The sequence below is a fragment of the Photobacterium sp. GB-72 genome, assembly GCF_003026095.1.
Taxonomy (GTDB): domain Bacteria; phylum Pseudomonadota; class Gammaproteobacteria; order Enterobacterales; family Vibrionaceae; genus Photobacterium.
The window spans coordinates 81,345-106,750 of sequence record NZ_PYNV01000006.1 but is presented as its reverse complement, the minus strand read 5'-3'; the positions used below and the strand labels follow the sequence as shown (position 1 = coordinate 106,750).

Genomic DNA, 25,406 nt, shown 5'->3' with positions numbered 1-25,406 from the left:
GCCAAAATGTCCCAACATTTAATAAGGTTTTAGTTCCCTTTTTGTCTCACTCTATAAACTTAAATCTCTTGTGCTGAATTTTTCTCTGGAGAAACCGTTGTAGGGTTAGTTTCATCCTCAGCACCATTATCCGTAGATGAAGATATTGTTGACTGGAGAGTATCTTGAGAAGTTAAGGATGTTTGCTCTGTTGCTGTTAGCGCTAATTCAGACTGTTCAGCCTTATTGTCTAACTCAGAGTTGTACATCGTTTCACTGCTTAAATCTTCAACCATATCAGTTACTTTCTCTACCGCTTGATTTACCCAACCACGCATTTGAGAAGCGATGGCAGGATCTAACGTTGGGATGTTGCTAAAGTCTTCAGTGCAATCATCCATGTCACTGATATAATTAAATTCTTCTGAATGAAATAACTTACGTAATGCTGCTTTCTTAACTGATTTCTCAACCGACTCTTTCATAAATGATGCAACGCCAGAATCGTAAGTCACGGTTGATACATCATCATGCGTCAGTGCAATATCAGGGGTGTCATCAGCGACTAAATCAGTTTTATCTAATTGATTATCTAATGCTTTGTCCGTTTCAACAGGTTCAATAACATCTGCATTTGAAGCCGTATTTTCGGTAACAACTACATCTTGTTCAGGGGCCGTTTCAGCACTTTCGAGAGTTAATGTCTCATCAACAGATTCATCTTCTGTTTTGGTTAATTTTCTTTGAGACCAACGTTGAAAAAAATTAGTTGCCACTTGAACGCCCTTTTTGCTTTTTACCTTTGCCACCGCCTCGACGTTTACACTCTTCTAATTCACCGTGTCGTCCAAGATACGCTTCCATCCAGACTTGAATAGGCAATGGGATTTGAATGTGAAGAACAACATAATCTCCATCCATATAACGCGCTGCAACCCCTTGAGCTGCCGTCATTAATACAGGTTTAAGTTGTTCATCTTCTTCGGCACAAACAAAAAATAAATGCGGATCTTGTGCGTTTAAGTTAAAGCGATATTCCATACGTTCATCACGAAATAATTCTAACGGCAGCATGTAATTACCAGCACCGATTTCTACAAGTGCTACGTTTGAGTCTTGTTCACCATTCAAACAAAGATCTTCAATCGTCCATGCGTATGTCGTCCAACGCCCAACTTGTTTCTCTTCTGCTTGAAGTCGAAAATAAATAGGCCAAATACTTTCATCTTTCTTTATTTCTAGCTTTACTTGTTCTGGCACAATGACTCCTTACATCTTGCTTTTTACACACTCGCTTATCGCGGTATGTTGAGAATATTCGTCCGTAATAAGCAAAATTTAGACCAAGTGCGAATTATAAATCAAAATATCGCCAATAATGGCAGCCAGTAGCCTCTTTCAATCCGTAAATGGAATTTATGGAACAATATTTGCTTTAATGCGTTAGAGATAAACTTATTTGCCTTAATACATGCCATTTAATGCTACTTATTGAGCTTAGTATCATTGTGTGTATTTTGACGGACTTATTTGAAATCTCGATACGTTTCTTGTAACCACTGGATATCCTAATGAGCCAACTCCCTAAAATTATAAAAACTAAATCCGCCGTTAAGCAGACAATGTCTGTGGAAATCATGGATGAGTACGGTGATCTTCAAACCAAAGAAATTGCGTGTGAGCATCCCCTAACGGTTTATTTGAATTGGATTGAGATCGTTACCCTGATGACCCTAGGTGAACGACCTTCTGCACTTGTGCTCGGTTATCTAAAGAACCAAGGCTTTATCGAAGATATTGATGCCATTGAATCTGTGATTATTGATTGGGATACCAATTCAGCGGCGGTGATCACCCGTGAAAATACCCATGGCTTAGAAAAAAAATTAGAAAAAAAGACCGTTACCTCTGGCTGTGGTCAAGGCACTATGTTTGGTAACGTCATGAAAAAGCTTGAAAACGTAACACTGCCTCAAGTACAAATAAAACAATCTATGTTGTATGGGCTGCTTGAAGCGCTAACTCACCACAATGAAACGTACAAGGCTGCAGGTGCCGTTCATGGTTGTGCCGTTTGCCGTAATACAGAAATCTTATCGTTTGTCGAAGATGTAGGTCGCCATAACGCTGTTGATACCCTAGCCGGTGAAATGTGGCTACAAGGCGAAACGGGCGAAGATAAGATTTTCTACACCACAGGCCGCTTAACCTCAGAGATGGTAATTAAAGTCGCACAGATGGGTATTCCCGTACTTCTATCCCGCTCTGGTGCAACACAAATGGGCTATGAGTTAGCGCAGAAGCTCGGTATTACTATGATAGCCCGCGCTAAAGGTCATCGCTTCCAAGTTTATAATGGCGGTCAGAATCTTATTCTTGATGTGAAAGATGCTGATACCTCTCAGCAATCGAAGAAAACAGAGCAACCTTCTTCTAATAAAGAGCAAAATTAATGGCTGACTTTCCTGAATTCATGAACGCGAAACTTGTCGCAGAATATTTAGATCTTAATGAGAAGAAAGTCTATGCCCTTGCTAACGATGGCTTACTTCCAGCAACAAAAGTGACAGGGAAATGGTTATTTCCTAAAGCAATGTTGGATAAATGGCTATTAGAGTCTTGCCATAACGGTGTGTTAACCGATCGATTATTAATTGCAGGCTCAGACGATCCACTATTACAAATGGTGGTAGGTAAGATGGCAAATCAATTAGGCAGTACCGCATTAGTTGGTTATACCTCAACGGGCACAAGACAAGGCTTAGCCATGTTAAGTAAAGGCCACGTTGATATGTGCGCCATTCACTGGGGAAATGCCGAGGAAGCTAGCCTGCGTCACCCTGCGCTATTACAACAATACCAAGGGCATAAAAACTGGGTATTAGTCCATGCCTTTGAACGTGAACAAGGCTTAGTGGTCAGTAAAGAGTTAGCAGAAGCGGTAAATTCAAAATCTATCCAACTGCCTGAATTGCTGTCTTCTCGCTGGCGCTGGGCACTACGTCAAGAAGGTGCAGGTAGCATGCGTGCGTTAGATGAATGGTTACACGGTCACGCTTATAATCTTTCTATGCTTAATCAATCAGATGTGTGTAACAGTGAACGTGAACTTGCCTCGTCTGTTGCTCGTGGTAAGGCTGATGTGGGCTGCGCTAGCCAAAGTACGGCGGGTGAATTTGGCTTAGGCTTTATTCCACTATGTACCGAAGCGTTTGAATTGGTGATCCCAAAGAACATTTACTTTAGAACACTACAGCAACAATTGCTGCAAGCGATTTCAGAGGAAGATGTTCAAGCTCACGGTAAAGCACTCGGTGGTTATAACTTCGCTCGTACAGGTAAGCAGGTATGGAGTGCTAACTAAGTCAGCTAATAGCTAACAATATCCCCTGAAAGTCGCTGGATAATAAAAAGCCCTGATAATGCATGATGATTATCAGGGCTTTTTCCATTCAGTTTAAAACCGCATCACTATTAGTTAAAAAGAATTAATAAGAACGAGTAAGCAAACCAATAATAGAAGCGTCTGTTTCACCAAAATACAAGGTCACTGACTTTGTTTCACCTTGTGCAAATTTTCCCTTTTGCTCAATTCGTGTCGGTTCAACATAGGTATTATTGCTGAAATACGCTTTGACCTGCTTAGGTTTAAGTGCAATACCGCCGCCGGAATGGTTTGTAATTACCGCTTGGATCATACGCTTTCCACCTTGACTACTATAAATGTCATAAGAGACGATTTCATAGTAACTATAAGCTGGTTTATCTTCATTATGTTTAGGCATAGGTACAGGGATCGAGCCCGATACCGTCCGAACGTAATGCATTGTATCTTGTGACTTTTCAATACTGTTTTTAATATCATTTAAATCTGAATCGTCAATTGATGCGTTAGATGATAACGACATCAGTGATACAGAAGCGATAAGTAAACAACGAGCAAGCATAGTAAGTCCAATGAATAGAATTTAATTGAAAGACCCTAACTAATTGACCACTATTTCTCACCTTTCGTTTGTTAATTTTATGTCAATAGATATTTATATTCGTAATAGATCACATTATATCGACTCTTTATCTAGTCTAGAAATATCTGTGTTTCTTTAAGTCCTTCACACGATTGTTCAAACTTACACTTCAGACAATCTACTTAATGACTTAATCATAATTATCCTATGTTTAATTCGTATCTACTTTTTAAATAGTCACAAAAATGCAATCAAAACACCATAACCCACGAAATACGCCCTCGGAATTAAACCATTAAAATGATAAAAATCAATGAGCAGCAACAATAGTATGCAATCATAAATTAAGATTTGCTCACTCAAAACTGATAGCCATTGCCTTGTTTACAACGATCCCCTGTATTACTCAGTCACTTTTTATTTTATTGAATAATGTTTCATTACAAATATTCACTCATTGATAATTTTTGGTGCGAATAAATGGCCTATTTACATAAACATGACTTGCCTAACAGTACAGGTTAAGTCGACAATAGCGACATTAACAATACTGTTATTATTTCCCTTTGCATTTTCAAGGAGCCGTTGTGCGTAACGCTTTTATTCTGTTTTTTACTCTTGCTAGTATAAGCTTCTCTTCCGTGGCTAGCATCAACACCAGTAAGCTGGATCCTAATAAGTTACAAACGGCATCAGTCAGTAATTATGTGATAGACCTCAGTACAGGAAAGACACTGTACAAAAAAAATTCAAATGTAAAAATGCCAATTGCTTCATTAACTAAGTTAATGACAGCGATGGTAACACTGGATGCAAAACTCCCACTTAACGAAAAACTTACGTTTACTCCTACTGATAAAGAGCACATGTACAATACATATACACGTATTCGTATGGGCTCTACCCTAAGCCGTGGTGAGACAATTCATATTGCTTTAATGTCATCTGAAAACCTAGCAGCAGCAACACTTGCAGGAAACTACCCTGGCGGCTACAAGGCATTCATTAAAGCGATGAACCGAAAAGCTAAATCTTTGGGGATGACCAATACGCATTTTGTTGATAGCTCAGGCCTTGACCCTCATAACCACTCGACAGCATCAGATGTCGCTAAGATGGTACGCGCTGCTTACAAATACCCTGAAATTCGTAAGTACAGTACAACACCTGTGCATACCGCTTACTTTGGTAAACCTAATTACAAACTTGGCTACACGAATACAAACGCCTTAGCGCGTGGTAAGAAGTGGACGGTTAACTTAACCAAAACAGGTTACCTAGATGAAGCTGGTCGTTGCTTAGGTATGGTAACAACAATTGATGGTAAGAAAATCCTAATGGTTATGTTAGATTCTCAAGGCAAATTAACACCTATTGGTGATGCAGGCCGTATTAAGCAATGGCTACAAACGGGTAAAAGCAAACCAATTAGTGCTGATGCAAAATACTACCAACAACAGAAACTAAAAGAATTAACGAAATAATCATTACTGTTAATTGATATAAGTAAAAGCCAGCATATATTGCTGGCTTTTTGCTTTTAAAACTATCATGAACATAGCATTAAAAACCTTCGATGTTTGTGGTGATGCTGCTTAGCCCGTAATAAGAATTTTCCTTACCAATTACCTAGCCTTTTATTTTTTAACAAAAAACGCACGCCTACAACACTCTTCAACTATGCTTAAGTTAGAGTAAATAAAAGGAGTGTCTATGCAGCATCAAGAAATGATTAATCCCACCCATCTTAGTTTAATAACTCGTATCTCTCTTACCTCTCTAGCCATTCTAGTTATTGGCTTATCGTTTATGTAATTTCTAAATAGACATATAACAAAAAGCCCCTTGGTATTTTCTCTCACTTAAATGAAAAAATACCAAGGGGCTTTTGTTGTAATGAAACTAAGACATCATCAATAAATCTAGATCATTATTTGTTGACGCTTTTTGTCTTAAATAGACAGAGAACGTTGTCCCTTTACCCACCTCAGATTCAACCGTTATCTCTCCACCAATATCTTCAATTAAACTTTGGCTAACAGAGAGACCAAGCCCAGTACCTGAACGACGAGTAGTAAAGAATGGATCAAATATTCGCTCTAAATTTTCTTTCGCAATACCACAGCCATGATCAGTTATACGAACAATTGCACCAATAGACTTCCCCTGCTCATCAATCCAATCTTCAGTTCTAATGATTAATCGCCCCTTATCGTCCATGGCATGAATACCATTCATTTGAAGGTTCACTAGCACTTGCAATAATTGGTGGCGATTAACTTCCACGCTGCATTTCGCATTTAGTTCAACAACAAAAGTAACGGATAGTTTTTTTGTGCCTGAACGTACTAAGGTTAAACTCTCTTCAACAATCTGGTTCAGGTGATGCCATGTCACTTCATTTTGTACGCCACCTTGACGACTGTATTGCAACAAACTTCGAGTAATATTACGTATACGGTCAATTTGTGCATGGATTGCATCTAACTCTTCTTGAACTTGAAGCGTATTATCCCCTAACTCAAATTGGATCAATTCCACATTACCCAAGATAACCCCTAATGGATTATTAATTTCATGGGCGATACCAGCAGTCAGTTCACCCAAGGCGGCTAATTTTTCACTCACCACCAGCTTAGATCTTGCTTGATTCAGCAATTTAATATGTTGCTCTAGTTCTTCAGTTTTATGATGTAAACTATGCGTACGTTGCTCGACCTTTTCTTCTAATTCCACTGCAGCCTGCTTTATCACTTGATTACGCTGTTCAAGCTGATCCAGCATGGTATCAAACTGATTCCCCAAAATTTGCAGTTCGTGATCAGGGTAAACATCTAATTTACCTACTCGACGCTCAAATCCCATCTGTACTAATTTGGCTACCTGATAAATTTTTTCAATCGGTAAAAACAGATCACGAGAGCCCCGATAAACGACAAAACCAGAGATAATCAGCACCAAAATAATACCAATGCCAAGCTCAATAATATTCGTTAAAAAGGTTCTGATCAGTGGCCATTGTAAATAGCCCGCATAAAGCATACCAATCACTTTACCGTTTATATCGCGTAACGGTTCATAAGCAGAAACATACCAACTGTCATAGACATAAGCTCTATCAACCCAGGTTTTTCCAAACGTAATTACTTCACGGCTCACTTCATCTGATACCCGAGTACCAACCGCTCGCCCAACCAGATTTTTACTATCTAATGGTACATTCGTACTAATACGAACATCATTCATAAAAATAGTAACAGTGCCAATACTGCCCGTCGGTAACGTATCAGACGCAAAAACTAAATCACGAATTCGATCAACCAGTTCCGTACTATTATTGAGTAATATACCGCCATCAAGAATCCATTGAAGATGCCCTTTATCATTAAAAATAGGGATCAAACTTCGACTCACTAACCCCTTCTGCTCTATCTTATGTTCTTTGAGCAGTGGCACTTGCGCACGAGCAGGTAAATCACTATTCAATGCTGCTAGTGCTCTACGATCTAGTACCTGAAAAAATGTTTGCACTTTTCCTTCGAGTAAAAAACGGCGCTCTTGCTTAGAGAACTCGCCTAATGCTGATGCAGGATGAAGCACGATAAAATCCAGATTATATTGCTGGTTTTCAGTGCGTACCCAGTGACTTAAAGAGGATTCATCAAAACGTAAACGATATTGGAAATCGTAAGAGTCAGCCATTGACTGCAATTTCATACGCTGCTCTTTTTGTAATAATTCCATACTATGATGAGCAACAGCTAAATCCGCTCTTACGTTCATTAACGCATTTTGCCAAGTGTAAGTGACTGTCCAATAAAAAGTTAAGGCAATTAACGCAATTAATGTGATGATAATAGGTACAGACGTTAGGACTAATAGACGATAACGAACCATGGTTCGAAACCGCCTTAGCCATAACAATATAAAAGCTTTAGGATGCATTAATGCTTTGGTTATTCGCATGATGCCGACTCTTCAGCCCATTCTTTATATTTACGCTCTAACGTTTTACGCGCTACACCAAGCTGACGAGCTGCCGCAGACTTATTACCCTCGTTTGAATCTACTACCTGCATAATATGTGCTTTTTCGACATCTTTTAACGTCCAATCTACTGGGTAACAATATTGCTCTTGTTCACCATCGTGACACTGACATGGTCGCTTCTCATCACTCCTCAATACGATCGACGTTTTCTCGGGCGATGGTATTACAGGTACATCCCCATTTAATTCCTGCCAATATTCAGAAGGTGATTTACCCAATAAAATACAACGTTCCATCATATTACGTAATTCACGAATATTACCCGGCCATTGATAAGCTTGCATTGCTAGAATATCTTCATGTGCCCAATTAATTGGCTTCATTCCTAAATCTTTCGAAAGCTGCTGTGTAAAGTGGTGAGCTAACGCTGGAATATCTTCTATACGTTCACGTAATGCGGGTAATTCAATGGTGAGCACATTTAAGCGATAGTACAAATCTTGACGAAAGCGCCCTTCTTCTACTTCTTTTTTCAAATTCCTATTCGTTGCTGCCACAATACGCACATCAACATTCACTTCTCGCTCAGCACCTACAGGTCGTATTGCTTTTTGCTCAAGCGCGCGTAATAACGAAGATTGCATGGATAACGGCATTTCACCAATTTCATCTAAAAACAGTGTGCCGTTATTTGCTACCCGAAATAGACCATCACGCCCTTTTTTAGCGCCTGTGAATGCACCAGAAACATGACCAAACAGTTCACTTTCCAATAAATCAGGTGCAATCGCACCACAGTTAAGAGGTACAAATGGTCCGGTACGTTTACTTAACTGATGAAGGGCACGCGCCACCAGCTCTTTACCGGTTCCAGATTCCCCTTCAACCAATACCGCGGCAATTGATGGTGCTAATTGAGTGATCAGTTTTTTCATTTTTTGCGTGCTTGCTGCATCCCCGATAATATCAACGGGATAACTGCGCTCTACATCGCGTTGGAGTGCAAAGTTTTGACGTTCGACTAATCGACGTTCAATACAACGGCTTACTGACTGCATCATTTGTTCTAAATTGAACGGCTTTAAGATGAAATCTGACGCCCCCGCGCGTAGTGCTTGAATCGCCATGTCTAAATCTGCATAGCCTGTCATAAAGATAACATCGCTACGGCGTGTATTTGGATCAAACGCTTCATGCCATTCAATGCCTGAACGCCCTGGTAGATTTATATCTACTATTAATAAATCAAAGTGGCAGCGTTTTCTTATTTCTTCCGCTTCTTCAATACTGCCTGCAGTATCAACCTGAGCAAACTTTTTACTTAATGCTTTTTTTAAGATGGCACGCATTCCCGGCTCATCATCGACAACCAATACAGAAACAGCAGTCCAAGGTGTATTTAATTCAAGATCAGACATAAAGGGACATTATTACCCATAAAAAAGATGCGACATTTTGTCTCACCATGAAGATAAAAGTCAAAATAGATTTGAAGCAGAATAATGACGCAGCGCAAAAAACAAAAAATAGCAGTTTATAATCAAAGTATTATGAAATAAATATTCACATATTTTAAATCCTATCGCTTCTGGCATTTTATTTGCTTATAGGCGCATAAGCTATTTATTGGGACGAAAGGTCTCAAATTGTCTCTTTTTATTTGACGTTGAATCTGTAAATCAAGGAACCTTATGAATTTTTTTAAAACGAGTTTAGTTGTTTTAAGCTTAGCCGCAGCAAGCCTTAGCCATGCTGCAACCGATAACAAGGAAAACAAAACAATTCGTTTAGCAACGACAACCAGTACTTACCACTCAGGGCTTCTTGACTACCTTTTACCAGCGTTTAAAAAAGACACGGGCTACACTGTTGAAGTTCTAGCTGCAGGTACAGGCAAAGCATTGCGCATGGGCGAAAATGGTGATGTTGATTTAGTCATGACTCACGCCCCTAAAGCAGAGGCCAAATTTGTTGATGGTGGTTTCGGTATCCTTCCTCGCAAGCTAATGCACAACGACTTCGTACTTGTTGGTCCAAAGGCAGATCCTGCAAAGATCAAAGGTGATAAAGACGTTGCTAATGCGCTGGTTAACATTGCCGAAACAGAGGCTGTGTTTGTTTCTCGTGGTGATGATTCTGGTACCAATAAAAAAGAACTTAACCTTTGGGCACAGACAAAAATGGAACCAAACTTCGGTGGTTACAAAGCGGTTGGTCAAGGTATGGGGCCTACATTAAACATGGCGTCTGAATTACAAGCGTATACTTTAACTGACCGTGGTACATGGCTTGCTTACCAAAATAAACTGCACCTAGAAATCATGGTTCAGGGTGACAAACGTCTATTTAACCCATACCAAGTGATCTTAGTGAACCCTAGCCGTTACCCTGACATTAACTACCAAGGTGCAAAAACATTCAGCGATTGGTTAGTTAACGCTAAAGCACAAACCATGATCAATAGTTACCAGCGTCATGGCGAACAACTATTTGTTGCAGATGCAATCACACAATAAATAATTAGCTTTATTTGATTTTATAGCATTTTGCGCCGAACACTTCCTCTTATCTAATTAACACTTCTGTTATAATGAAATAAGGCCATGTTCGGCGTAACCAATTAAATATTAGAAATAAAATAACAATGAATATTTGGCAAACAACGCAACAAGCAATCCAACTTTTGTTCAGTGGAGATAGTTCGCTATGGGGCATTGTTGGTGTTTCTTTTTCAGTTTCTCTGTTAGCCATTGCTATTGTATTAATTCCCTCTTTATTGGTTGCTTTCGCCCTTGCTTATGGCAAATTTCCAGGTCGATGGCTAATCCTTTCTTTTGTTAATACACTGCAATCCGTTCCTACTGTTGTTATTGGCTTATTGTTGTATATGTTGCTATCGCGTTCAGGGCCTTTAGGTGACTGGCAAATGCTGTTTACACAGCGAGCGATGATTCTTGGGCAAATATTAATTTGTTTTCCAATCTTGATATCTATGATGCATGCCGCCTTCCAAAATAGTGACCGTCGCGCATGGGAAACCGCTATTTCATTAGGTGCAAGCTACCCTCGCGCGCTAATGAGCCTTATGTGGGAAAGTCGTTTTCCACTATTAGCTGCCATTGTTGCGTCTTTTAGTCGCATCATCACTGAGGTGGGTTGCTCAATGATGGTGGGTGGCAACATCTTAAATTCAACCAGAAATATTCCGACAGCCATTGCATTGGAAAGCTCTAAAGGTGCGTTTGCACAAGGTGTCGCCTTGGGAATGGTCTTATTACTTCTCGCTCTCGGACTAAACTTTATTTTATCGTTCTCTCGTGGCAAAGCCCACTTGCGTACGAACTAAGCTGAGGGTATTGATATGATGCATATTTCAATTGAGGCAACAGATCTTTCTGTTCGCTTTAAACATCGTCTACTTTTCCATATTCCTCAGTTAAAGTTAGAGCCGCAAGATGCGATTTATCTTACTGGTGATAACGGTGTTGGAAAAACAACGCTATTAAAAGTACTCGCGGGATTACAAAAGCCGACCACTGGAAAAATTAATACTCAACACCATTGGTTAAGTCGTTTGTTTGGAGGCTGTTATCAAAATGGCATTATCTACATGCATCAAACCCCTTATATGTTTGATGGAACAGTGTTTGATAATGTTTGTTATGGCTTAAAATATATTGTTAGAGATCGCCAACAACGCCGTAATGAAGCCATTAATGCCTTAAGAATGGTTGGCTTAGAAACCCTTGCCGATGAACATGTCTCGGTATTATCGGGCGGCGAACGACAACGTGTAGCAATGGCACGTGCATGGGTATTAAAACCAAGTGTATTATTGATGGACGAATCCAGTGCAAGTATGGATAAAGAATCCATCAGCCGACAAGTTGTATTGGCAAAAGATTTATTAGAGCGAGGCTCTAGCCTTGTCATCACTAGCCACCAACATAATGAGCTAACCGACTTATGTCGTCGCCAGTGGACAATCAATGATACAAAATTAATTGAGCGTGCAGATTTGCAGCTTGTTAAAAAAGATAAGGATAACTATGCCTACGCCTGAGCAAACTCAGTGGGTTATTTTGGCTGGTGGACAAGCCAGTCGCATGGGAGGCAATGATAAAGGTTTAATTAAATTGGCTGATAAGCCATTAATTCAACATGTTATCGATACGCTGCGCCCACAAACATCACATGTCACCATCAATGCAAACCGCAACCATGAACGTTATGCTGAATTTGGTGAAGTCTTTGGGGATACCATTAAAGACTACCCCGGCCCTTTGGGGGGGATGCATGCCGCACTTTCTCATATCGATAACGACTGGATCGGTTTTGTGCCTTGTGATTGCCCACAGCTTCCGCATGATTTAGTCGCAAGAATGGCAAACGCTTGTACAGAAGAAACCGATATTGCTGTTGCTCATAATGGTGAGCATATTCAACCGGTAGTCACACTTGTTCACCGCCGCATTTTACCTAAGCTTGAAGCCTTTCTCGCTAATGGTGATAGAAAAATCATTCTGCTTTACCGTCAATGTAATATGATCACGGTTGATTTTAGTGATCAAGCCGATGCTTTTGTAAACCTTAATACCCCTGAAGAACTCTCTCAATTTGGAGTGCTACATGAGTCAAATTAACGCTTCTTTACCGCTACTTGGTTTCGCTGCATTTAGCGGTACAGGTAAAACCACTTTACTTGAAGCAATGTTGCCTAAACTTGTAGAGCGAGGACTTCGTGTAGCCGTGGTAAAACACGCTCACCATAATTTTGATATCGACCAAGAAGGCAAAGACAGCTACCGCCTTCGTAAAGCAGGCGCAAGCCAAATGTTGATCTCTTCTCGCTACCGGCGCGCACTGGTGACAGAAACACCAGAAGAAGAAGCACAACTTCCCTATTTACTCAGCCAACTAGATCAAACCCAATTAGATCTCATTTTGGTGGAAGGTTTTAAAAAGCTCGATTTCCCTAAGATTGAATTACACCGCAAAGAAGTCGGCAAACCTTGGCTACACCCAGAAGACAGCAACATCATTGCCATCGCTGCGAATATCCCAGCTGAAAGCACATTGCCACAAATGGATATCAATAATCTTGATCAACTTACTGACTTTGTTATTGATTACGTGAACAGCAGTGCAACCACTGAAGCGCAAACATTAAGCTGTAGCGATATCAATCCTGCAGGTATGTTATCGGTTACTCAAGGTCGAGAAAAAATTCTTGAACAGATTAAGCCATTACATATCAGCGAATCTGTGAGTCTACATCAAGCGCTAGGGCAAATTGTCGCACAAGATATTTTATCGCCAGTCAATGTCCCCCAACATACTAATTCTGCAATGGATGGTTATGCTATTGCTGGTGATGATATAGGGCGTGATAGCTATCAGGTTGTTGGTCAAGTACTTGCTGGTCATAGTTACGATGAGCCACTACATCATGGTGAAGCTGTTAGTATCATGACAGGCGCACCTATTCCGCAAGGTGCGGATACCGTCATTATGCGTGAACAAACAACCCAAAAAGGTGACACGGTCACGTTTGATAAAGCAATGGGTAACATTAAAGCTGGTCAAAACGTACGTCAAGCAGGTGAAGATCTCGCATTAGGTCAAATTGCCGTTGCTGCAGGAACAACCATCACAGCGCCAGAGCTTGGTATGGTAGCGTCACTGGGTATTGATAAAATCATAATCAACAAACCTATCCGGGTTGCAATTTTTTCTACCGGTGATGAAGTTCAGCAACCGGGTGACGCACAGAAACAAAACTGCATCTATGACTCAAACCGCTATACATTATATGCCCTACTCACTCACTTAGGCTGTGAAGTCGTTGATCTCGGTATTATTGATGATAACGAAGCATCGCTTGAAAAAACGTTAATACAAGCGAGCACGAAAGCTGATTTGATCTTATCTTCTGGTGGTGTATCTGTCGGCGATGCGGACTATATAAAAAGCGTGTTAGAGAAGTTAGGTCGAATTAACTTTTGGCGTATTAATATGCGTCCAGGTCGTCCGCTTGCTTTTGGAACCATTGGTAACGTGCCATTCTTTGGCCTACCGGGTAATCCTGTCGCGGTAATAGTTGCATTCTTACAATTTGTTGAACCAGCAATTAGAAAACAGCAAGGCATCATCAACTGGCAGCCGAAAACGCATCAAGCTATCGCGATTGAAAAACTTCGCTCTCGTCCAGGACGTACTGAGTATACTCGCGGTATTTCGAGTTTTGATGCTAATGGCCGTTTAGTGGTGAAAAGTACAGGCTCGCAAGGTTCTGGCATACTTCGTTCGATGAGCGAAGCAAATTGCTTAATTGAAATAGCACCAGAGCAAGTAAATGCAGAAATCGGTGATAAGGTTACCATCATTCCATTAGATATACGCATGTAACGTTTCAGCTCTCGATGATAAAAAAGCCAAGCTACTTAAAGTAGCTTGGCTTTTTTATTTTTATATGTAGCTTCCATGCTACCTTTTTATTTCCCATCTTCTACACGTTAGAAGTCGACACAAACCTTTCGTTATATGTTAAGTTGTAACAAAAGGTTTCTTTATTCTCTAGATAAATGATAATACCGAATAATTTATCGATATACACGACAATCATAGATTTACTGGGTAAAACATTAAAAAAATAGCGGTTAAGCATATTATGCAATCAAGATTATATGTTTTATTGAAATTTTCATAAAATACTGTAAACATTTCTATATAATTAAACTAGAACAAATATGGCATTGTATACTATTCACAATCATTGAATATCAATGGTGAATAGAAGCACTTGCATTTACACATAAGTTAAGAACAACTCGTTTTTCATCTGGCTAGACCATTACACAACATTTTATGTTGTAGAATAGGCGCAGTCTCTATTTTAGGTATTCATACGTAACATGTTTTTAGATACATACTATTCAGATAAAAGTGGTCAGTTTTCTTTTACTCGTGAACAAGCAAGTGATTTTGCAAAACGAATTGCGGGTGACTTCAACCCTATTCACGATCCAGATAATAAGCGCTTTTGTGTTCCTGGTGATCTACTTTTTTCTGTCTTACTTGCCAATGTTGGTATCAGCCAAAAAATGCGTGTGACGTTTGCAGGTATGATAAATGAGAGTACAGAACTGAGTATTTTAGCCGAATCCGATACCGATTTATCATTAATCGATAGCAAAGGTAAGGAATTTCTTCATCTTGCACGTTCTGGTGAAATTACCCATAACCAAGATTTAATTGCTCAAATAACTAAAAGTTACGTTCAATTTTCAGGAATGAATTTTCCTCATATCATGGTGCCTTTGATGAAATCTAAAGACATGATGATCAACCCTGCTCGACCATTAGTTATTTACGAAAGCATGGAACTTGAGTTCTGCCGACTAGATTTAACAGCACCCCATGTAGAGCTAACAAGTTCAAATATTGATGTTGATGGCAAACGTGGCAGCGTAACGCTGAATTTCTGTTTTAAAGAAAATGGAGAGATTGTGGGTACTGGGCGTAAGCGTATGCTGATGAGTGGCTTAAAGCCTTATTGCCAAGATGGTATCGATGATTTGGTTTCTCGTTTCAACGCAAAAAAAGAACACTACAATAATCTTCAAACAGAAAAAGTTTAAACAGAAGAAATCATATTTTGTATTTCAAAAAGCCCGCCATTAGCGGGCTTTTTCTTAATGATCATTTATTCTATGATCATGTTTTAAAGGAAAATATAATCGTGCTCGTAAACCAGGATTATTATCACTAAACACCAAATCGCCACCATGACGTTTCATCACCGCTTCAACAAGCGATAATCCTAAACCAAAACCTTGATGCGTCCTGCTTTTATCAGCACGGTACATCGGCTCTTTAATGCGTCCTTTATCTTCATCGGATACGCCAATTCCATTATCAATCACTACCACACCAAAATGATCGACGACAACATCAATACTTCCTTCATCAGGTGTATATTTAATCGCGTTTTCAACCACATTATAAATGGCACGAAAGAGTAAACTAGGTTCACCTTTTACATGGTATGGCTCGTCCTCACGAAATGATAAAACTTGTTTCTTTTCATCCGAAATAGGCAATAGAAAATCAACAACATCTTGGCAAACTTGAGATAGACTTACCCATTGCTTATCAATTTTATGTTTCCCCGTGTTGATATGAGAAATTTCCAACATCCCATTGAACATGCTAAGGAGTACTTCCAAATCATCATGGCAAGCTTCTAAGTCTTTGGTAAACGGTGTCGTATCTTTTTCGAGTAAGCTTTCAAGCCGAAGTTTCATTCTTGCAATTGGTGTACGCAAATCGTGCGCCATACCAACCGAGAGTTCCTTTAATGACTCTTCTTTTTTCTCGACTTGTTCAATAAGAAAATTAAGGTGGATAGTCAGTACATCAAATTCATCATCATTTTTACTGACTGGGAGTTTCACCCCTTTTTCGCCAAGGCTAACTCGGTTCATACCATGGTTAACACGCTCTAATTTCCTTAAAATAGAAATTGCAAATAATAGAGCGCCCGCAAGCATCAAAATCACGGGAACCACAATGCCTGAAACTAACATTGGTGTCATGTTTTCTCGGTATGAGCGCATTATTTCAGGATTAATACTAATAATAAGCATCTTATTATTAGGTAAATTTAATGTCTTTTGAAGGCGATTAACACTAAGCTCGGTATCTGATAATACTGCTGGATACGATAGCGTAGTATTCATCTCTGGTCTGTTGATAATCCTATATTCAAGCTCATTTTGGATTTGCTGATGCTCTTTAACAAGATCAGGAATCGCATTAATATGACCTTTTTGAACCATACGCTCAAACAATGTCATTTCAATATTTAACTCTTTTGTTAACTGTTTATTGTAAATAGTTTCTGAATTAACATAAACTTGGTTAATAAACAGTATAAATATAATAGCAACACAACAAATAAAATAGAGTAGAACTTTAAGAATACTCGAACGCGATAACCGATCAGAGCCTGCGTAAGACATAACCTGCACCTCGTACGGTATGGATCAAACTGGGCTCACCACCTTCTTCTAATTTTTTTCGTAAGTTTGCGATATGTACATCGATAACATTGGTTTTAGGATCGAAGTGGTAGCTCCATACCGACTCAAATAAGCTCATACGCGAAACCACACTTTCAGCATGCTCCATTAAATATTGCAGAAGTAAGAACTCTTTTTGCTGCAAATTTAATACGCGAGATCCGCGCCATACCCGATGAGATTTAATATCAAGTCGTAAATCGTCATAGCTATATTCAGATGAAATATTCACACTAGACTGATGGCGCTTCACTAATATATTGGCACGAGCAATGAGCTCAGCTAAAGCAAAAGGTTTCGTTAAGTAATCATCACTGCCTGCCGTTAAACCAGCTACACGGTCTTCTACACTATCCATGGCACTTAAGATTAAAATGGGGGTTTCATTTTCTGTTGCTCGTAATGCTGCAAGTACTTTTAAACCATCAAGTATCGGTAACATTCGATCTAAAATAATCAGTTGATACTCACAACTTGTTGCCATCATTAATCCTTGATGACCATCCTCTGCTTCATCAACCACAAAGCCATGCTCTCGCAATCCTTGCGCAATAAATTCACGCGTAGTGACATCATCTTCAATAACGAGAACTTTCATTTAATACCTAATCATTTCTTCTCACCGCTTATTTTCGCATTATATACATAAGAGATATAATTTTCAGGTAACAGGATCATGGCTTTACTTTTTAAAGACAAAAAAACGGCCTACCAAAAGGTAGGCCGCTTAACGTGATCATAGGGGGAATTATGAAATCACGAATTTCTTAATGCTAACGTCTTAAAGTGACTTCATCTGGTTAGCAATAATTTCAGCTTGAGGGCCAAGGATGACTTGAAGGTTATTAGAACCTACATTTACTACACCTTTAGCACCAAGTTGTTTAAGTTTTGTGTCATCGATAACTGAACGATCAACAATACCTAAGCGTAAGCGTGTGATACAAGCTGAAATATCAGTTAAGTTATCTTTACCACCTAATGCTGCTAGGTAAGCTTTTGCTAAATCTGCTTTGCTTGCAGCATCGTCTTCTGGGTTAGAGTTTTCAGCCGGCGTATCTTCACGACCTGGTGTTTTAAGATTAAACATCTTAATTACAGTAACGAAGATTACGAAGTAGATTGCGCCTACCACAAGACCCATTGGGATAATTTCCCATGAGTTGTGCGCAGCAGGTGCGTTGTAGTTCAAGATGTAATCAATTAAGCCTGAAGAGAAGCTAAATGCCATGTGGATATTCAGGTAAGACGCCACAACAATACTCACACCCATTAAAATAGCGTGTACTAGGTATAATGCTGGAGCTAGGAACATGAACATGAATTCGATTGGCTCTGTGATACCAGTTAAGAATGCAGTTAGTGCAACACTTAACAACATACCACCAACCACTTTCTTGTTTTCTTTCTTCGCTGTTACATAGAATGCAAGCGCAGCACTTGGCAAACCAAACATAACAACTGGGAAGAAACCACTTAGGATGCGTCCTGCTGTTGGGTCGCCAGCAAAGAAGCGAGAGATTTCACCTGTTACTACATGGCCATCAGCAGCTGTGTAGCTACCGAATACAAACCAAACCATGCTGTTTAAGATATGGTGTAAACCAAGTGGAATTAATAGACGGTTAGCAACACCGTAAACGAACTCACCAGGTACGCCACTTGTTAGGATCCATTGACCAAGATGGTTAATACCATCTTGAATTGGAGGCCAAATAATGCTGAATGCGTAAGCAAGTACTAAAGCAACTAAACCCGTTACTATAGGTACAAAACGCTTTCCGCCAAAGAAGCCTAAGAACTCAGGTAATTTGATTGCATGGAAGCGGTTATATAGAAGACCTGCGCAAACACCAATAATGATACCGCCAGCAACACCTGGATCAACATCTGGGTTTAACGTTTTAAGTGCCGCCATCAGGATGAAATAACCTACGGCAGATGCAATCGCTGCTGCTGCTGAATTATCTTTCGAAAATCCGGCCCCCACACCCATTGCGAAAAGTAATGCAAGATTGGTAAATACAGCCTGACCACCCGCTGCAATAAAAGGAATATTTAATAGATCAGGTTGTCCAATACGCAGCAAAATACCGGCAATCGGTAAAACTGCAATAGGAAACATAATTGCGTTTCCTAGCTTTTGGAAATGTCCGAGAATGCTCATCCTCTTCTCCACGTTAAAAGTTAAAAGTTAAAAGTTAAAATTAAAGTAAATTGTTTTAATAACTTAATGATACGCATTGATTCTTAATTGGAATTAAGCAAAAGATTAAGGATTCTTAATGTTTGCTTCTAAAAGCACAATTATGAGTGATAGACATCACAGTTTTATAAATTCTCCAGTTTTTCACGTTTAACATGAAAAGAACCAATAGCAAATAATCATAGCTATATAGCATTACACATTCTCTTTGATGCAAAATTTGGCCGTCTTTGTGAAAATAAAATATCATTTCTATGGCACTTTCTTTAGAATTTGATGTCAACCTACTCATACCCTATTACTGATTGACTTTAACCATGATGTCTTTTATCTCTCAAAAACTTGTTAACTATCTAGCATTAGCTTTTTTTGCATTAGCACTTTTCATTGCTATCTCTATATTCCCAGTACCTCTGTTAAGCGATCCCATTAATAATGCGGCTGGCTTATCATTTTCTTTATTAACGGATACGGCAGGTAAACCTTTCTTCCTTATCACAACCGTATTGCTGTGTTTATTACCGGTATTTTTCCGTTTACCTAAAAAACAAATCACTAAGTTGTGGATTCAATTTGCTATTTTGTTGGTACTAAGTTTTGGCGCGAAAACAATCTTAAAGCATGAAACCGCGATCCCTCGTCCTTATACCTATGAACTACAGCGTTTAAACTTAGTCACATCACCTGAAAACTTTTATCAGCTGAATAAAAGCGAAAGAAAAAACGTTGTTAAAAAAGCATCTACCTATATTAGTAAATGGCGCATTCGTAGTTGGGAAGCTGAAACAAACTATTCATTTCCATCAGGACACACAATCTTTGCTGCAATTTGCGTTCTGTTTTGGGGCGGCTTTTTACTACGTACTCGCCACTATTTATTAGCTGGTGGACTTGTAACATGGGCCGTGGGTGTGGGTATTAGCCGTTTATGGCTAGGTATGCATTTCCCATCAGACGTAATGGGCTCCATCTTATCTGCAGCAGTGTTATATTTATTTATACCCGAATGGCGAGTAGATTCTGAGAAATAATAAAAAGGGCTCGCAAGAGCCCTCTTTTACATCCACACAATATTAATTTACTGTACAGGTGTCGCTTTGTGTTCGTATTCAACAATCAATTGATTGCCCGAATACGTTACGTTAGTAATTTCACCATCAAAAATAAACGTATTTTTAATAGATGAATTAGCGCTTTGTCCTGAAGCCATTTGCTCTCGCAGTGACGGTAAAATCAAGATAGGGTCAACATTTAATAGACGACAAAACTCATTGACGAACTGTTGCTCAATCGGTTTAGATCCCCGTAAAATATCTGAAAACTCCAACTGGGTTAAGCCTAGCTTTTTAGCCATTTCAATCTGAGTTATACGCATTTTTGCTTTGTAACTCATCCATGTGTCATGCAAAATTTGACGATCTTTTTCTGTATACAACATAATTAGCCCTAACAGCGCATTTTTATTTTAAAATAGAGTCATTTCCTCTAGTTAGAATAGTTTACGCCTAATTACTAGGTATTAATGTCAAAACCGCGTTAAGCTCTGCTTCGATAACACAGCTCGTTACAACCTCGTTATTGTACTTACATGATGTTCATATATACTTGTTAATAATTAATATTTATAAGCTAATGTTATGTAAGGAATGCTGCTTTTATATGATCACGTTGTGTCGTCGTTCAATCCTCACACTCTTTATCATTTTCAGTGTTTTTACTAACGCTGTGATTGCACGCACCATTAGCTTTGATCAAATACCTCAAACACACTGCCTTCAAATGACAACACCATTAAAAGAAGCAGTCCATCCAGATCAATGCTGCGATGAAGATATGCCTATGTTGTCAACGAACATCACGACGCTTTCCTCTTGTGGAATGAGCGATATCGATGATATATCACTGGCTCACAACGATACTGTTAAAGAAAAATCATCATGCTGTAATGACGATGATTGCAAGAGCAAACAAACACAAGCAGCACTGTTAACTTTGTTTGCGTTTTCTGCAATTGTTAATGACGTGCAATTATATGCAAGTCAAACACACACACCTATTTATTTTAGTGAAGCACAACTAAGGCCTCCTCTCGTTTAACGAAATAACTAATCGGCATTTGCCACCACTTTATTTTGTTATTTAGCGCGACAATATTCGCGCAACTTGAAGGACTTACAGATGAAAATTTCACATATCTTTGCTGCTACATGCTTATTTGTTACCTCATTGGCTCAAGCAAGTACACCTATTACTGGCACTAACTACCAGTCACCTTACTGTGGTTGTTGTAAAGAATGGGTTAAGCACATGGAAGACAATGGCTTTAAATTAGATATGGTGTACGAAGAAAACTTAACGCCTATTAAAATTAAATTAGGTTTACGTCCTGAATATGCGTCATGCCACACTGCACAAATTGAAGGTTACACTTTTGAAGGACATATTCCAGCAACTGAAATTAAGCGTTTCTTAGAAAGTAAGCCTGAGCGTATGATTGGCCTTGCTGTAGGTGGTATGCCAATGGGTTCACCTGGTATGGAATATGGCGATCAAAAAGACGCCTATGACGTGTTAGCATTTGATAAGGATGGCAACACCATGGTTTGGTCACGCCACAACCAGTAATCGATTTTAGCGATGCATGAAAAGCCCGTACTTGTGACGGGCTTTTTAATGTATCGCATACAGAAACTATACATTCTTACCGTAAGATTCAAATGAATTACTGCATCACAACAGATAACACTATTTTAATTTAACGGCGGTACCAAAAGCCATAATTTCAGATGCGGCATCAGTGACAGAGCTAGTGGTATATCTCACGCCAACAATAGCATCAGCACCAAGTTTATCAGCTTCTGCAATTAGACGCTCTGTCGCAAGCGCGCGTGCTTCCATTAGCATTTCTGTATACCCTTTCAATTCGCCACCCACAATACTCTTTAAGCTTGCCATAATATCTCTGCCGACATGTTTTGACTGAACAACACTTCCAGTGACCACGCCCAGCAAGGACTCTATTTCACGTCCAGATATTGTTTCCGTTGTTGTGTAAATCATATGGCCTCTGCCGTTGCGTTAGAAACAGTGATAAATGAGAACCTATCACAATAACACCCTCACTCATATGTTATTAAAATGGTAATGATGCATTAGGTGATCAATGCATATGATTAAATCGTAACTCTTTTAATAAGATAACTACACTCAGTTAATATCTACATTGTTGGTGTGATAAATGGAAAGTCAACTTACTATTAAAGAATTTCTTAGAGTATTTGATCATATTCGCTCAATCGGTACCCCCCTAGATAGCAAATACTTGTTGGAAGATATATACGCATGGCATGACTATGACGGTTACACCTGCTGGCTAAATTATCGAGATGTAACGGTCACATTGATGTTTCATGGCTCGCTAAAAGTTGAATACGAGAAACATGCAAACTATGTAGACTTCACTAAGCGTTGTTTATCACTGATTGCCAATAACACGCAAACGGTCAAATAGGTGTTAGTAGGGATTTTATTAGCCAGTCTTCGCTAAATGGTTTATGAAGATGTTTCACCTGTTCTACTTATAAAGCCTTTACAACCACTTATTTGATTATTAACGGGTTAACAACTTATCATTTCGTTTTTTATTCACAATCTTTAAATATTTGTAACAAGTCACGGTATAAGAGCCGTATTTCTCAGATAATATTATTAATACTCAGTATTACTTTCACTATGGAAAATCGATTGTATTTCACGGCTGTATAAATAAAGGTTTGATAACAATGTTTGGACGAAAACGAATAGAAACAGAAAATAAAGCGCTAAAGCAAGAGTTAGCAGACCTTAAAGAAAAGTATCAAGCTGATATCACCGCCTTAGAAGAAAAACTTCAACAAACTCAACAATTAGTTCAATCGGCTAAGCAGGATAACCATAAAAGTGATGAGTTATTGTCGTGCAGTTTAAAAGGTGGCGACATGCTTACAACGATCCGTAATGAGATGGTTGAAAGTGCTCAATCTATGGAACACGAAAACCATCAGCTACAACAACTAGACGAAATGTTTGCACAAACCCATCAGGCACTTTCACGCCTTGATACTCGTGCGGTTAACATCAGCTCTCAGGCCACTCAAAGTACAGACTCTGTAAAAATACTCGATACCACCGCCACTTCTATTTCTCACCTTGTATCAACGATTAAAGAAATTTCTGACCAAACGAATTTGTTAGCGCTCAATGCCGCTATTGAAGCTGCTCGTGCGGGTGAAGCTGGGCGTGGTTTTGCGGTTGTAGCCGATGAAGTTAGAAATTTAGCAGGCAAAGCAAGCGAAGCCAGCGAGCAGATTGACACTCTTGTTAGCCAAGTACTTACGCAAGTGAATGAGATAAAATCATCGATTGATGAAAACCAGTCCTGTGCTGAAGAAGTATCAGCTTCTTCTGCTCAAATCGGTACCATTGTTAATGAAGTGGTTGGCCAATCTGAACATATGCAGCGTGTTATTCATATTGCATCAACGCGTGCTTTTTTAGATACGGTAAAACTTGATCATGCCATTTGGAAAAATAATATTTACAGCTTCCTGCAGCGTGGTGCATTTAATGAAGTTATTAATAGCCACTCGGAGTGTCGTTTAGGTCAATGGTATTACCATGGTGAAGGTAAAGCATTTAGCCATTTAAGAAGCTATGCATTAATGGAAGAGCCTCATAAAGCGGTTCATGAAATGGGGCGTGAAGCGATGAGCCAAGCGAAATCGGGCAATATGTCAGAAGTAGTAACGGCAATAAACGCTATGGAAGAAGCAAGTAAAAAAGTAGTTCTCCAAATCGACAATTTAATGCACGAAATAACACAAAGCTAGTTGATTAGGTTATTTTAATTGCACTCTTGTGTTTATATCGAGCGCTAAAGATTACCTCAAATATAAACGGTGTATAGCTTTTTTTACATGCTATACACCGTTGTTCAGATAGGTTAAAGAGCGCAACAATGCCCTCTCACCATTACAGCACTTTGATGGGAAATCATTTACTCAGTTAAGATTCAAATAGCTGCTTATTTGGATCAGAATTAACGACCCACTCAGGATCAATCTCTCGCTGCTCAAGGTAAATCTGTAAGCCATTAAAATACGTAAAGGCTGTTAATTCAGATTCTTTATTAAAATGCTCAAAAAACGCCTCTTCTTGTTCTGCTAATAATTGCAAGGTGGTTGCACCATGCTCTAGCGCCCATTGAATGGCATAAGGTGAAATCATCGTTCGATGTAAGATCAGCTCTTTGATCTCCGAAATAGCGACTTTTTTGTTTTTACAACGAGTACTGCTAGATTCAATCTGCTTGTTGGCTTTTTCTTCCGCTAACAATGCTCGTAAACTCGCTAAACTTGCCGCAATTTCAGCACTTGAATAACCGTAGCTTGTTTTACAAAAACGTAAGGCATACGCCATTTTATCGCGTCCGACTAACTCAATGACCTGTTCCAAATAGGGTTGTGGGATCGCATATGCCGTCGCCAGCTGGATCACGGCATGATTTAAACTGGTATATACAATGCCATCAAATTCAAACTGGAACGCTGTTGTTAGCCCTTCAACAGGAATACCATCAATACTTACCGCCCATCCACGGTAATTGACTCGCTCTTTGGCAATTTCAAACATTGCCCATGCGCTTTCACGAAAACCTTCAAGTGCTTTGCCTTCAAATTCACACTCTTCAAGCTCTTGCTTAGTCCAATTAACACCAATCTGTAAATGCTTTTGATACTTCTTATGCAGTTTCTCTTTTACTTTATCGCGTAAAATATCAAGGCCACTTGCTTTAATTTCTTTCGTAAAACCAAAGCACTCTTGGCAACAAGGCACCATGATAGGTGCAGATTGGCCATCATAATTAGGCTTTGCCATAAACGCATGGCTTTCATAATAAGGTTCGCCACAAAACCAACAGGTATGACGAAACTCAAAAGGCACATCAATCGACACATAATCGGTCGTCATATGGGAGTACTCATTGTTGTGGTAATCGTTGAAGTTGACATGATCTCAACCTTGTATGGCTATTTATACTTAAAGTCGCTGTTTATGGCTAATCTGATTTTATCTTTCATTAGAGATAGAGGTGTTAGATATAAAGAAAGGCGTTTACTTGCTCAAAAAGCGATCTATTTT

Annotated in this window: 25 protein-coding genes; 14 read left to right on the top strand and 11 right to left on the bottom strand. The window is 39.2% G+C overall.

Going from position 1 to position 25,406, the window contains the following annotated elements; translation table 11 throughout:
• Window positions 1-59 precede the first annotated feature (59 nt).
• A complete protein-coding gene (locus C9J40_RS09295) occupies window positions 60-755 on the bottom strand; it encodes a DUF3306 domain-containing protein (RefSeq protein ID WP_107246634.1) in 696 nt (231 codons plus the stop codon).
• Window positions 745-1,239 carry a DUF3305 domain-containing protein gene (locus C9J40_RS09290; protein ID WP_107208198.1) on the bottom strand — a complete coding sequence of 165 codons (495 nt, stop codon included), beginning with the start codon at window positions 1,237-1,239 and terminating at the stop codon, window positions 745-747. The genes C9J40_RS09295 and C9J40_RS09290 overlap by 11 nt, the downstream gene beginning before the upstream one ends.
• A gap of 311 nt (window positions 1,240-1,550) precedes the next feature.
• On the opposite strand from C9J40_RS09290, the gene fdhD reads away from it, so the two are divergent.
• Both fdhD and C9J40_RS09280 read left to right on the top strand, forming a co-directional pair.
• Window positions 1,551-2,432 carry a formate dehydrogenase accessory sulfurtransferase FdhD gene (fdhD, locus tag C9J40_RS09285; protein WP_107246633.1) on the top strand — a complete coding sequence of 294 codons (882 nt, stop codon included), beginning with the start codon at window positions 1,551-1,553 and terminating at the stop codon, window positions 2,430-2,432.
• A complete protein-coding gene (locus tag C9J40_RS09280; RefSeq protein ID WP_107208196.1) occupies window positions 2,432-3,343 on the top strand; it encodes a helix-turn-helix transcriptional regulator in 912 nt (303 codons plus the stop codon). Before fdhD ends, C9J40_RS09280 begins: the two co-directional genes overlap by 1 nt.
• A gap of 124 nt (window positions 3,344-3,467) precedes the next feature.
• Here C9J40_RS09280 and C9J40_RS09275 read toward each other — a convergent pair whose 3' ends face one another.
• On the bottom strand, window positions 3,468-3,926 hold the full coding sequence (locus tag C9J40_RS09275) for a hypothetical protein (protein ID WP_107208195.1): 459 nt from the start codon (window positions 3,924-3,926) through the stop codon (window positions 3,468-3,470).
• 608 nt (window positions 3,927-4,534) lie between these two features.
• On the opposite strand from C9J40_RS09275, the gene pbpG reads away from it, so the two are divergent.
• Window positions 4,535-5,431, top strand: coding sequence for a D-alanyl-D-alanine endopeptidase (gene pbpG, locus C9J40_RS09270; RefSeq protein WP_107246631.1), 897 nt, complete (start codon window positions 4,535-4,537; stop codon window positions 5,429-5,431).
• Window positions 5,432-5,849: 418 nt separating this feature from the next.
• Here the strand turns inward: pbpG and C9J40_RS09265 are convergent, their stop codons facing one another.
• Complete coding sequence (locus C9J40_RS09265) at window positions 5,850-7,844, bottom strand: cache domain-containing protein (protein ID WP_107246629.1); 1,995 nt, start codon at window positions 7,842-7,844, stop codon at window positions 5,850-5,852.
• Between the two features lie 59 nt (window positions 7,845-7,903).
• Window positions 7,904-9,355 carry a sigma-54 dependent transcriptional regulator gene (locus tag C9J40_RS09260; RefSeq protein WP_107246628.1) on the bottom strand — a complete coding sequence of 484 codons (1,452 nt, stop codon included), beginning with the start codon at window positions 9,353-9,355 and terminating at the stop codon, window positions 7,904-7,906.
• A 273-nt stretch (window positions 9,356-9,628) separates the two neighbouring features.
• Between C9J40_RS09260 and C9J40_RS09255 the strand changes: the two genes are divergently transcribed.
• The 6 genes from C9J40_RS09255 to C9J40_RS09230 all read left to right on the top strand — a co-directional run bounded on the left by C9J40_RS09255 (window position 9,629) and on the right by C9J40_RS09230 (window position 15,577).
• The gene (locus C9J40_RS09255) at window positions 9,629-10,453 is read left to right on the top strand and encodes a substrate-binding domain-containing protein (protein WP_107246627.1); all 825 of its coding nucleotides are present in this window, start codon (window positions 9,629-9,631) and stop codon (window positions 10,451-10,453) included.
• 128 nt (window positions 10,454-10,581) lie between these two features.
• A complete protein-coding gene (locus C9J40_RS09250; RefSeq protein ID WP_107208190.1) occupies window positions 10,582-11,283 on the top strand; it encodes an ABC transporter permease in 702 nt (233 codons plus the stop codon).
• A gap of 15 nt (window positions 11,284-11,298) precedes the next feature.
• Window positions 11,299-12,000 (top strand): energy-coupling factor ABC transporter ATP-binding protein, encoded by a 702-nt coding sequence (locus tag C9J40_RS09245; protein WP_107246625.1) that lies wholly within the window; start codon window positions 11,299-11,301, stop codon window positions 11,998-12,000.
• Entirely contained in the window at window positions 11,987-12,580 is a 594-nt protein-coding gene (gene mobA / locus C9J40_RS09240; RefSeq protein ID WP_107246623.1) for a molybdenum cofactor guanylyltransferase MobA, read from the top strand. The genes C9J40_RS09245 and mobA overlap by 14 nt, the downstream gene beginning before the upstream one ends.
• A complete protein-coding gene (locus tag C9J40_RS09235) occupies window positions 12,567-14,345 on the top strand; it encodes a bifunctional molybdopterin-guanine dinucleotide biosynthesis adaptor protein MobB/molybdopterin molybdotransferase MoeA (protein ID WP_107246621.1) in 1,779 nt (592 codons plus the stop codon). Before mobA ends, C9J40_RS09235 begins: the two co-directional genes overlap by 14 nt.
• A gap of 506 nt (window positions 14,346-14,851) precedes the next feature.
• Entirely contained in the window at window positions 14,852-15,577 is a 726-nt protein-coding gene (locus C9J40_RS09230; RefSeq protein WP_107208186.1) for a DUF3581 domain-containing protein, read from the top strand.
• A gap of 54 nt (window positions 15,578-15,631) precedes the next feature.
• On the opposite strand, the gene C9J40_RS09225 is transcribed toward C9J40_RS09230, so the two are convergent.
• The 3 genes from C9J40_RS09225 to nagE all read right to left on the bottom strand — a co-directional run bounded on the left by C9J40_RS09225 (window position 15,632) and on the right by nagE (window position 19,187).
• Entirely contained in the window at window positions 15,632-16,960 is a 1,329-nt protein-coding gene (locus tag C9J40_RS09225) for a HAMP domain-containing sensor histidine kinase (protein ID WP_107246620.1), read from the bottom strand.
• Window positions 16,941-17,618, bottom strand: a complete 678-nt coding sequence (locus C9J40_RS09220) for a response regulator transcription factor (RefSeq protein WP_107208184.1) — start codon at window positions 17,616-17,618, stop codon at window positions 16,941-16,943. Before C9J40_RS09220 ends, C9J40_RS09225 begins: the two co-directional genes overlap by 20 nt.
• Before the next feature lie 183 nt (window positions 17,619-17,801).
• Entirely contained in the window at window positions 17,802-19,187 is a 1,386-nt protein-coding gene (nagE, locus tag C9J40_RS09215; RefSeq protein WP_107208183.1) for an N-acetylglucosamine-specific PTS transporter subunit IIBC, read from the bottom strand.
• A gap of 356 nt (window positions 19,188-19,543) precedes the next feature.
• Between nagE and C9J40_RS09210 the strand changes: the two genes are divergently transcribed.
• Window positions 19,544-20,257 carry a phosphatase PAP2 family protein gene (locus C9J40_RS09210; protein WP_107246618.1) on the top strand — a complete coding sequence of 238 codons (714 nt, stop codon included), beginning with the start codon at window positions 19,544-19,546 and terminating at the stop codon, window positions 20,255-20,257.
• Between the two features lie 47 nt (window positions 20,258-20,304).
• On the opposite strand, the gene C9J40_RS09205 is transcribed toward C9J40_RS09210, so the two are convergent.
• Window positions 20,305-20,664, bottom strand: coding sequence for a helix-turn-helix transcriptional regulator (locus C9J40_RS09205; RefSeq protein ID WP_105060270.1), 360 nt, complete (start codon window positions 20,662-20,664; stop codon window positions 20,305-20,307).
• 221 nt (window positions 20,665-20,885) lie between these two features.
• Between C9J40_RS09205 and C9J40_RS09200 the strand changes: the two genes are divergently transcribed.
• Together C9J40_RS09200 and C9J40_RS09195 are read left to right on the top strand one after the other, a co-directional pair.
• The gene (locus C9J40_RS09200; protein ID WP_107246617.1) at window positions 20,886-21,323 is read left to right on the top strand and encodes a hypothetical protein; all 438 of its coding nucleotides are present in this window, start codon (window positions 20,886-20,888) and stop codon (window positions 21,321-21,323) included.
• Between the two features lie 81 nt (window positions 21,324-21,404).
• Complete coding sequence (locus C9J40_RS09195) at window positions 21,405-21,851, top strand: DUF411 domain-containing protein (RefSeq protein ID WP_107208180.1); 447 nt, start codon at window positions 21,405-21,407, stop codon at window positions 21,849-21,851.
• Between the two features lie 120 nt (window positions 21,852-21,971).
• On the opposite strand, the gene C9J40_RS09190 is transcribed toward C9J40_RS09195, so the two are convergent.
• The gene (locus tag C9J40_RS09190; protein ID WP_107208179.1) at window positions 21,972-22,286 is read right to left on the bottom strand and encodes a heavy metal-binding domain-containing protein; all 315 of its coding nucleotides are present in this window, start codon (window positions 22,284-22,286) and stop codon (window positions 21,972-21,974) included.
• Window positions 22,287-22,464: 178 nt separating this feature from the next.
• Between C9J40_RS09190 and C9J40_RS09185 the strand changes: the two genes are divergently transcribed.
• Together C9J40_RS09185 and C9J40_RS09180 are read left to right on the top strand one after the other, a co-directional pair.
• On the top strand, window positions 22,465-22,737 hold the full coding sequence (locus C9J40_RS09185; protein ID WP_107208178.1) for a DUF3081 domain-containing protein: 273 nt from the start codon (window positions 22,465-22,467) through the stop codon (window positions 22,735-22,737).
• 271 nt (window positions 22,738-23,008) lie between these two features.
• A complete protein-coding gene (locus C9J40_RS09180) occupies window positions 23,009-24,094 on the top strand; it encodes a methyl-accepting chemotaxis protein (protein ID WP_107208177.1) in 1,086 nt (361 codons plus the stop codon).
• 175 nt (window positions 24,095-24,269) lie between these two features.
• On the opposite strand, the gene C9J40_RS09175 is transcribed toward C9J40_RS09180, so the two are convergent.
• Window positions 24,270-25,235 carry a hypothetical protein gene (locus C9J40_RS09175; RefSeq protein WP_107246615.1) on the bottom strand — a complete coding sequence of 322 codons (966 nt, stop codon included), beginning with the start codon at window positions 25,233-25,235 and terminating at the stop codon, window positions 24,270-24,272.
• Window positions 25,236-25,406: the final 171 nt, after the last annotated feature.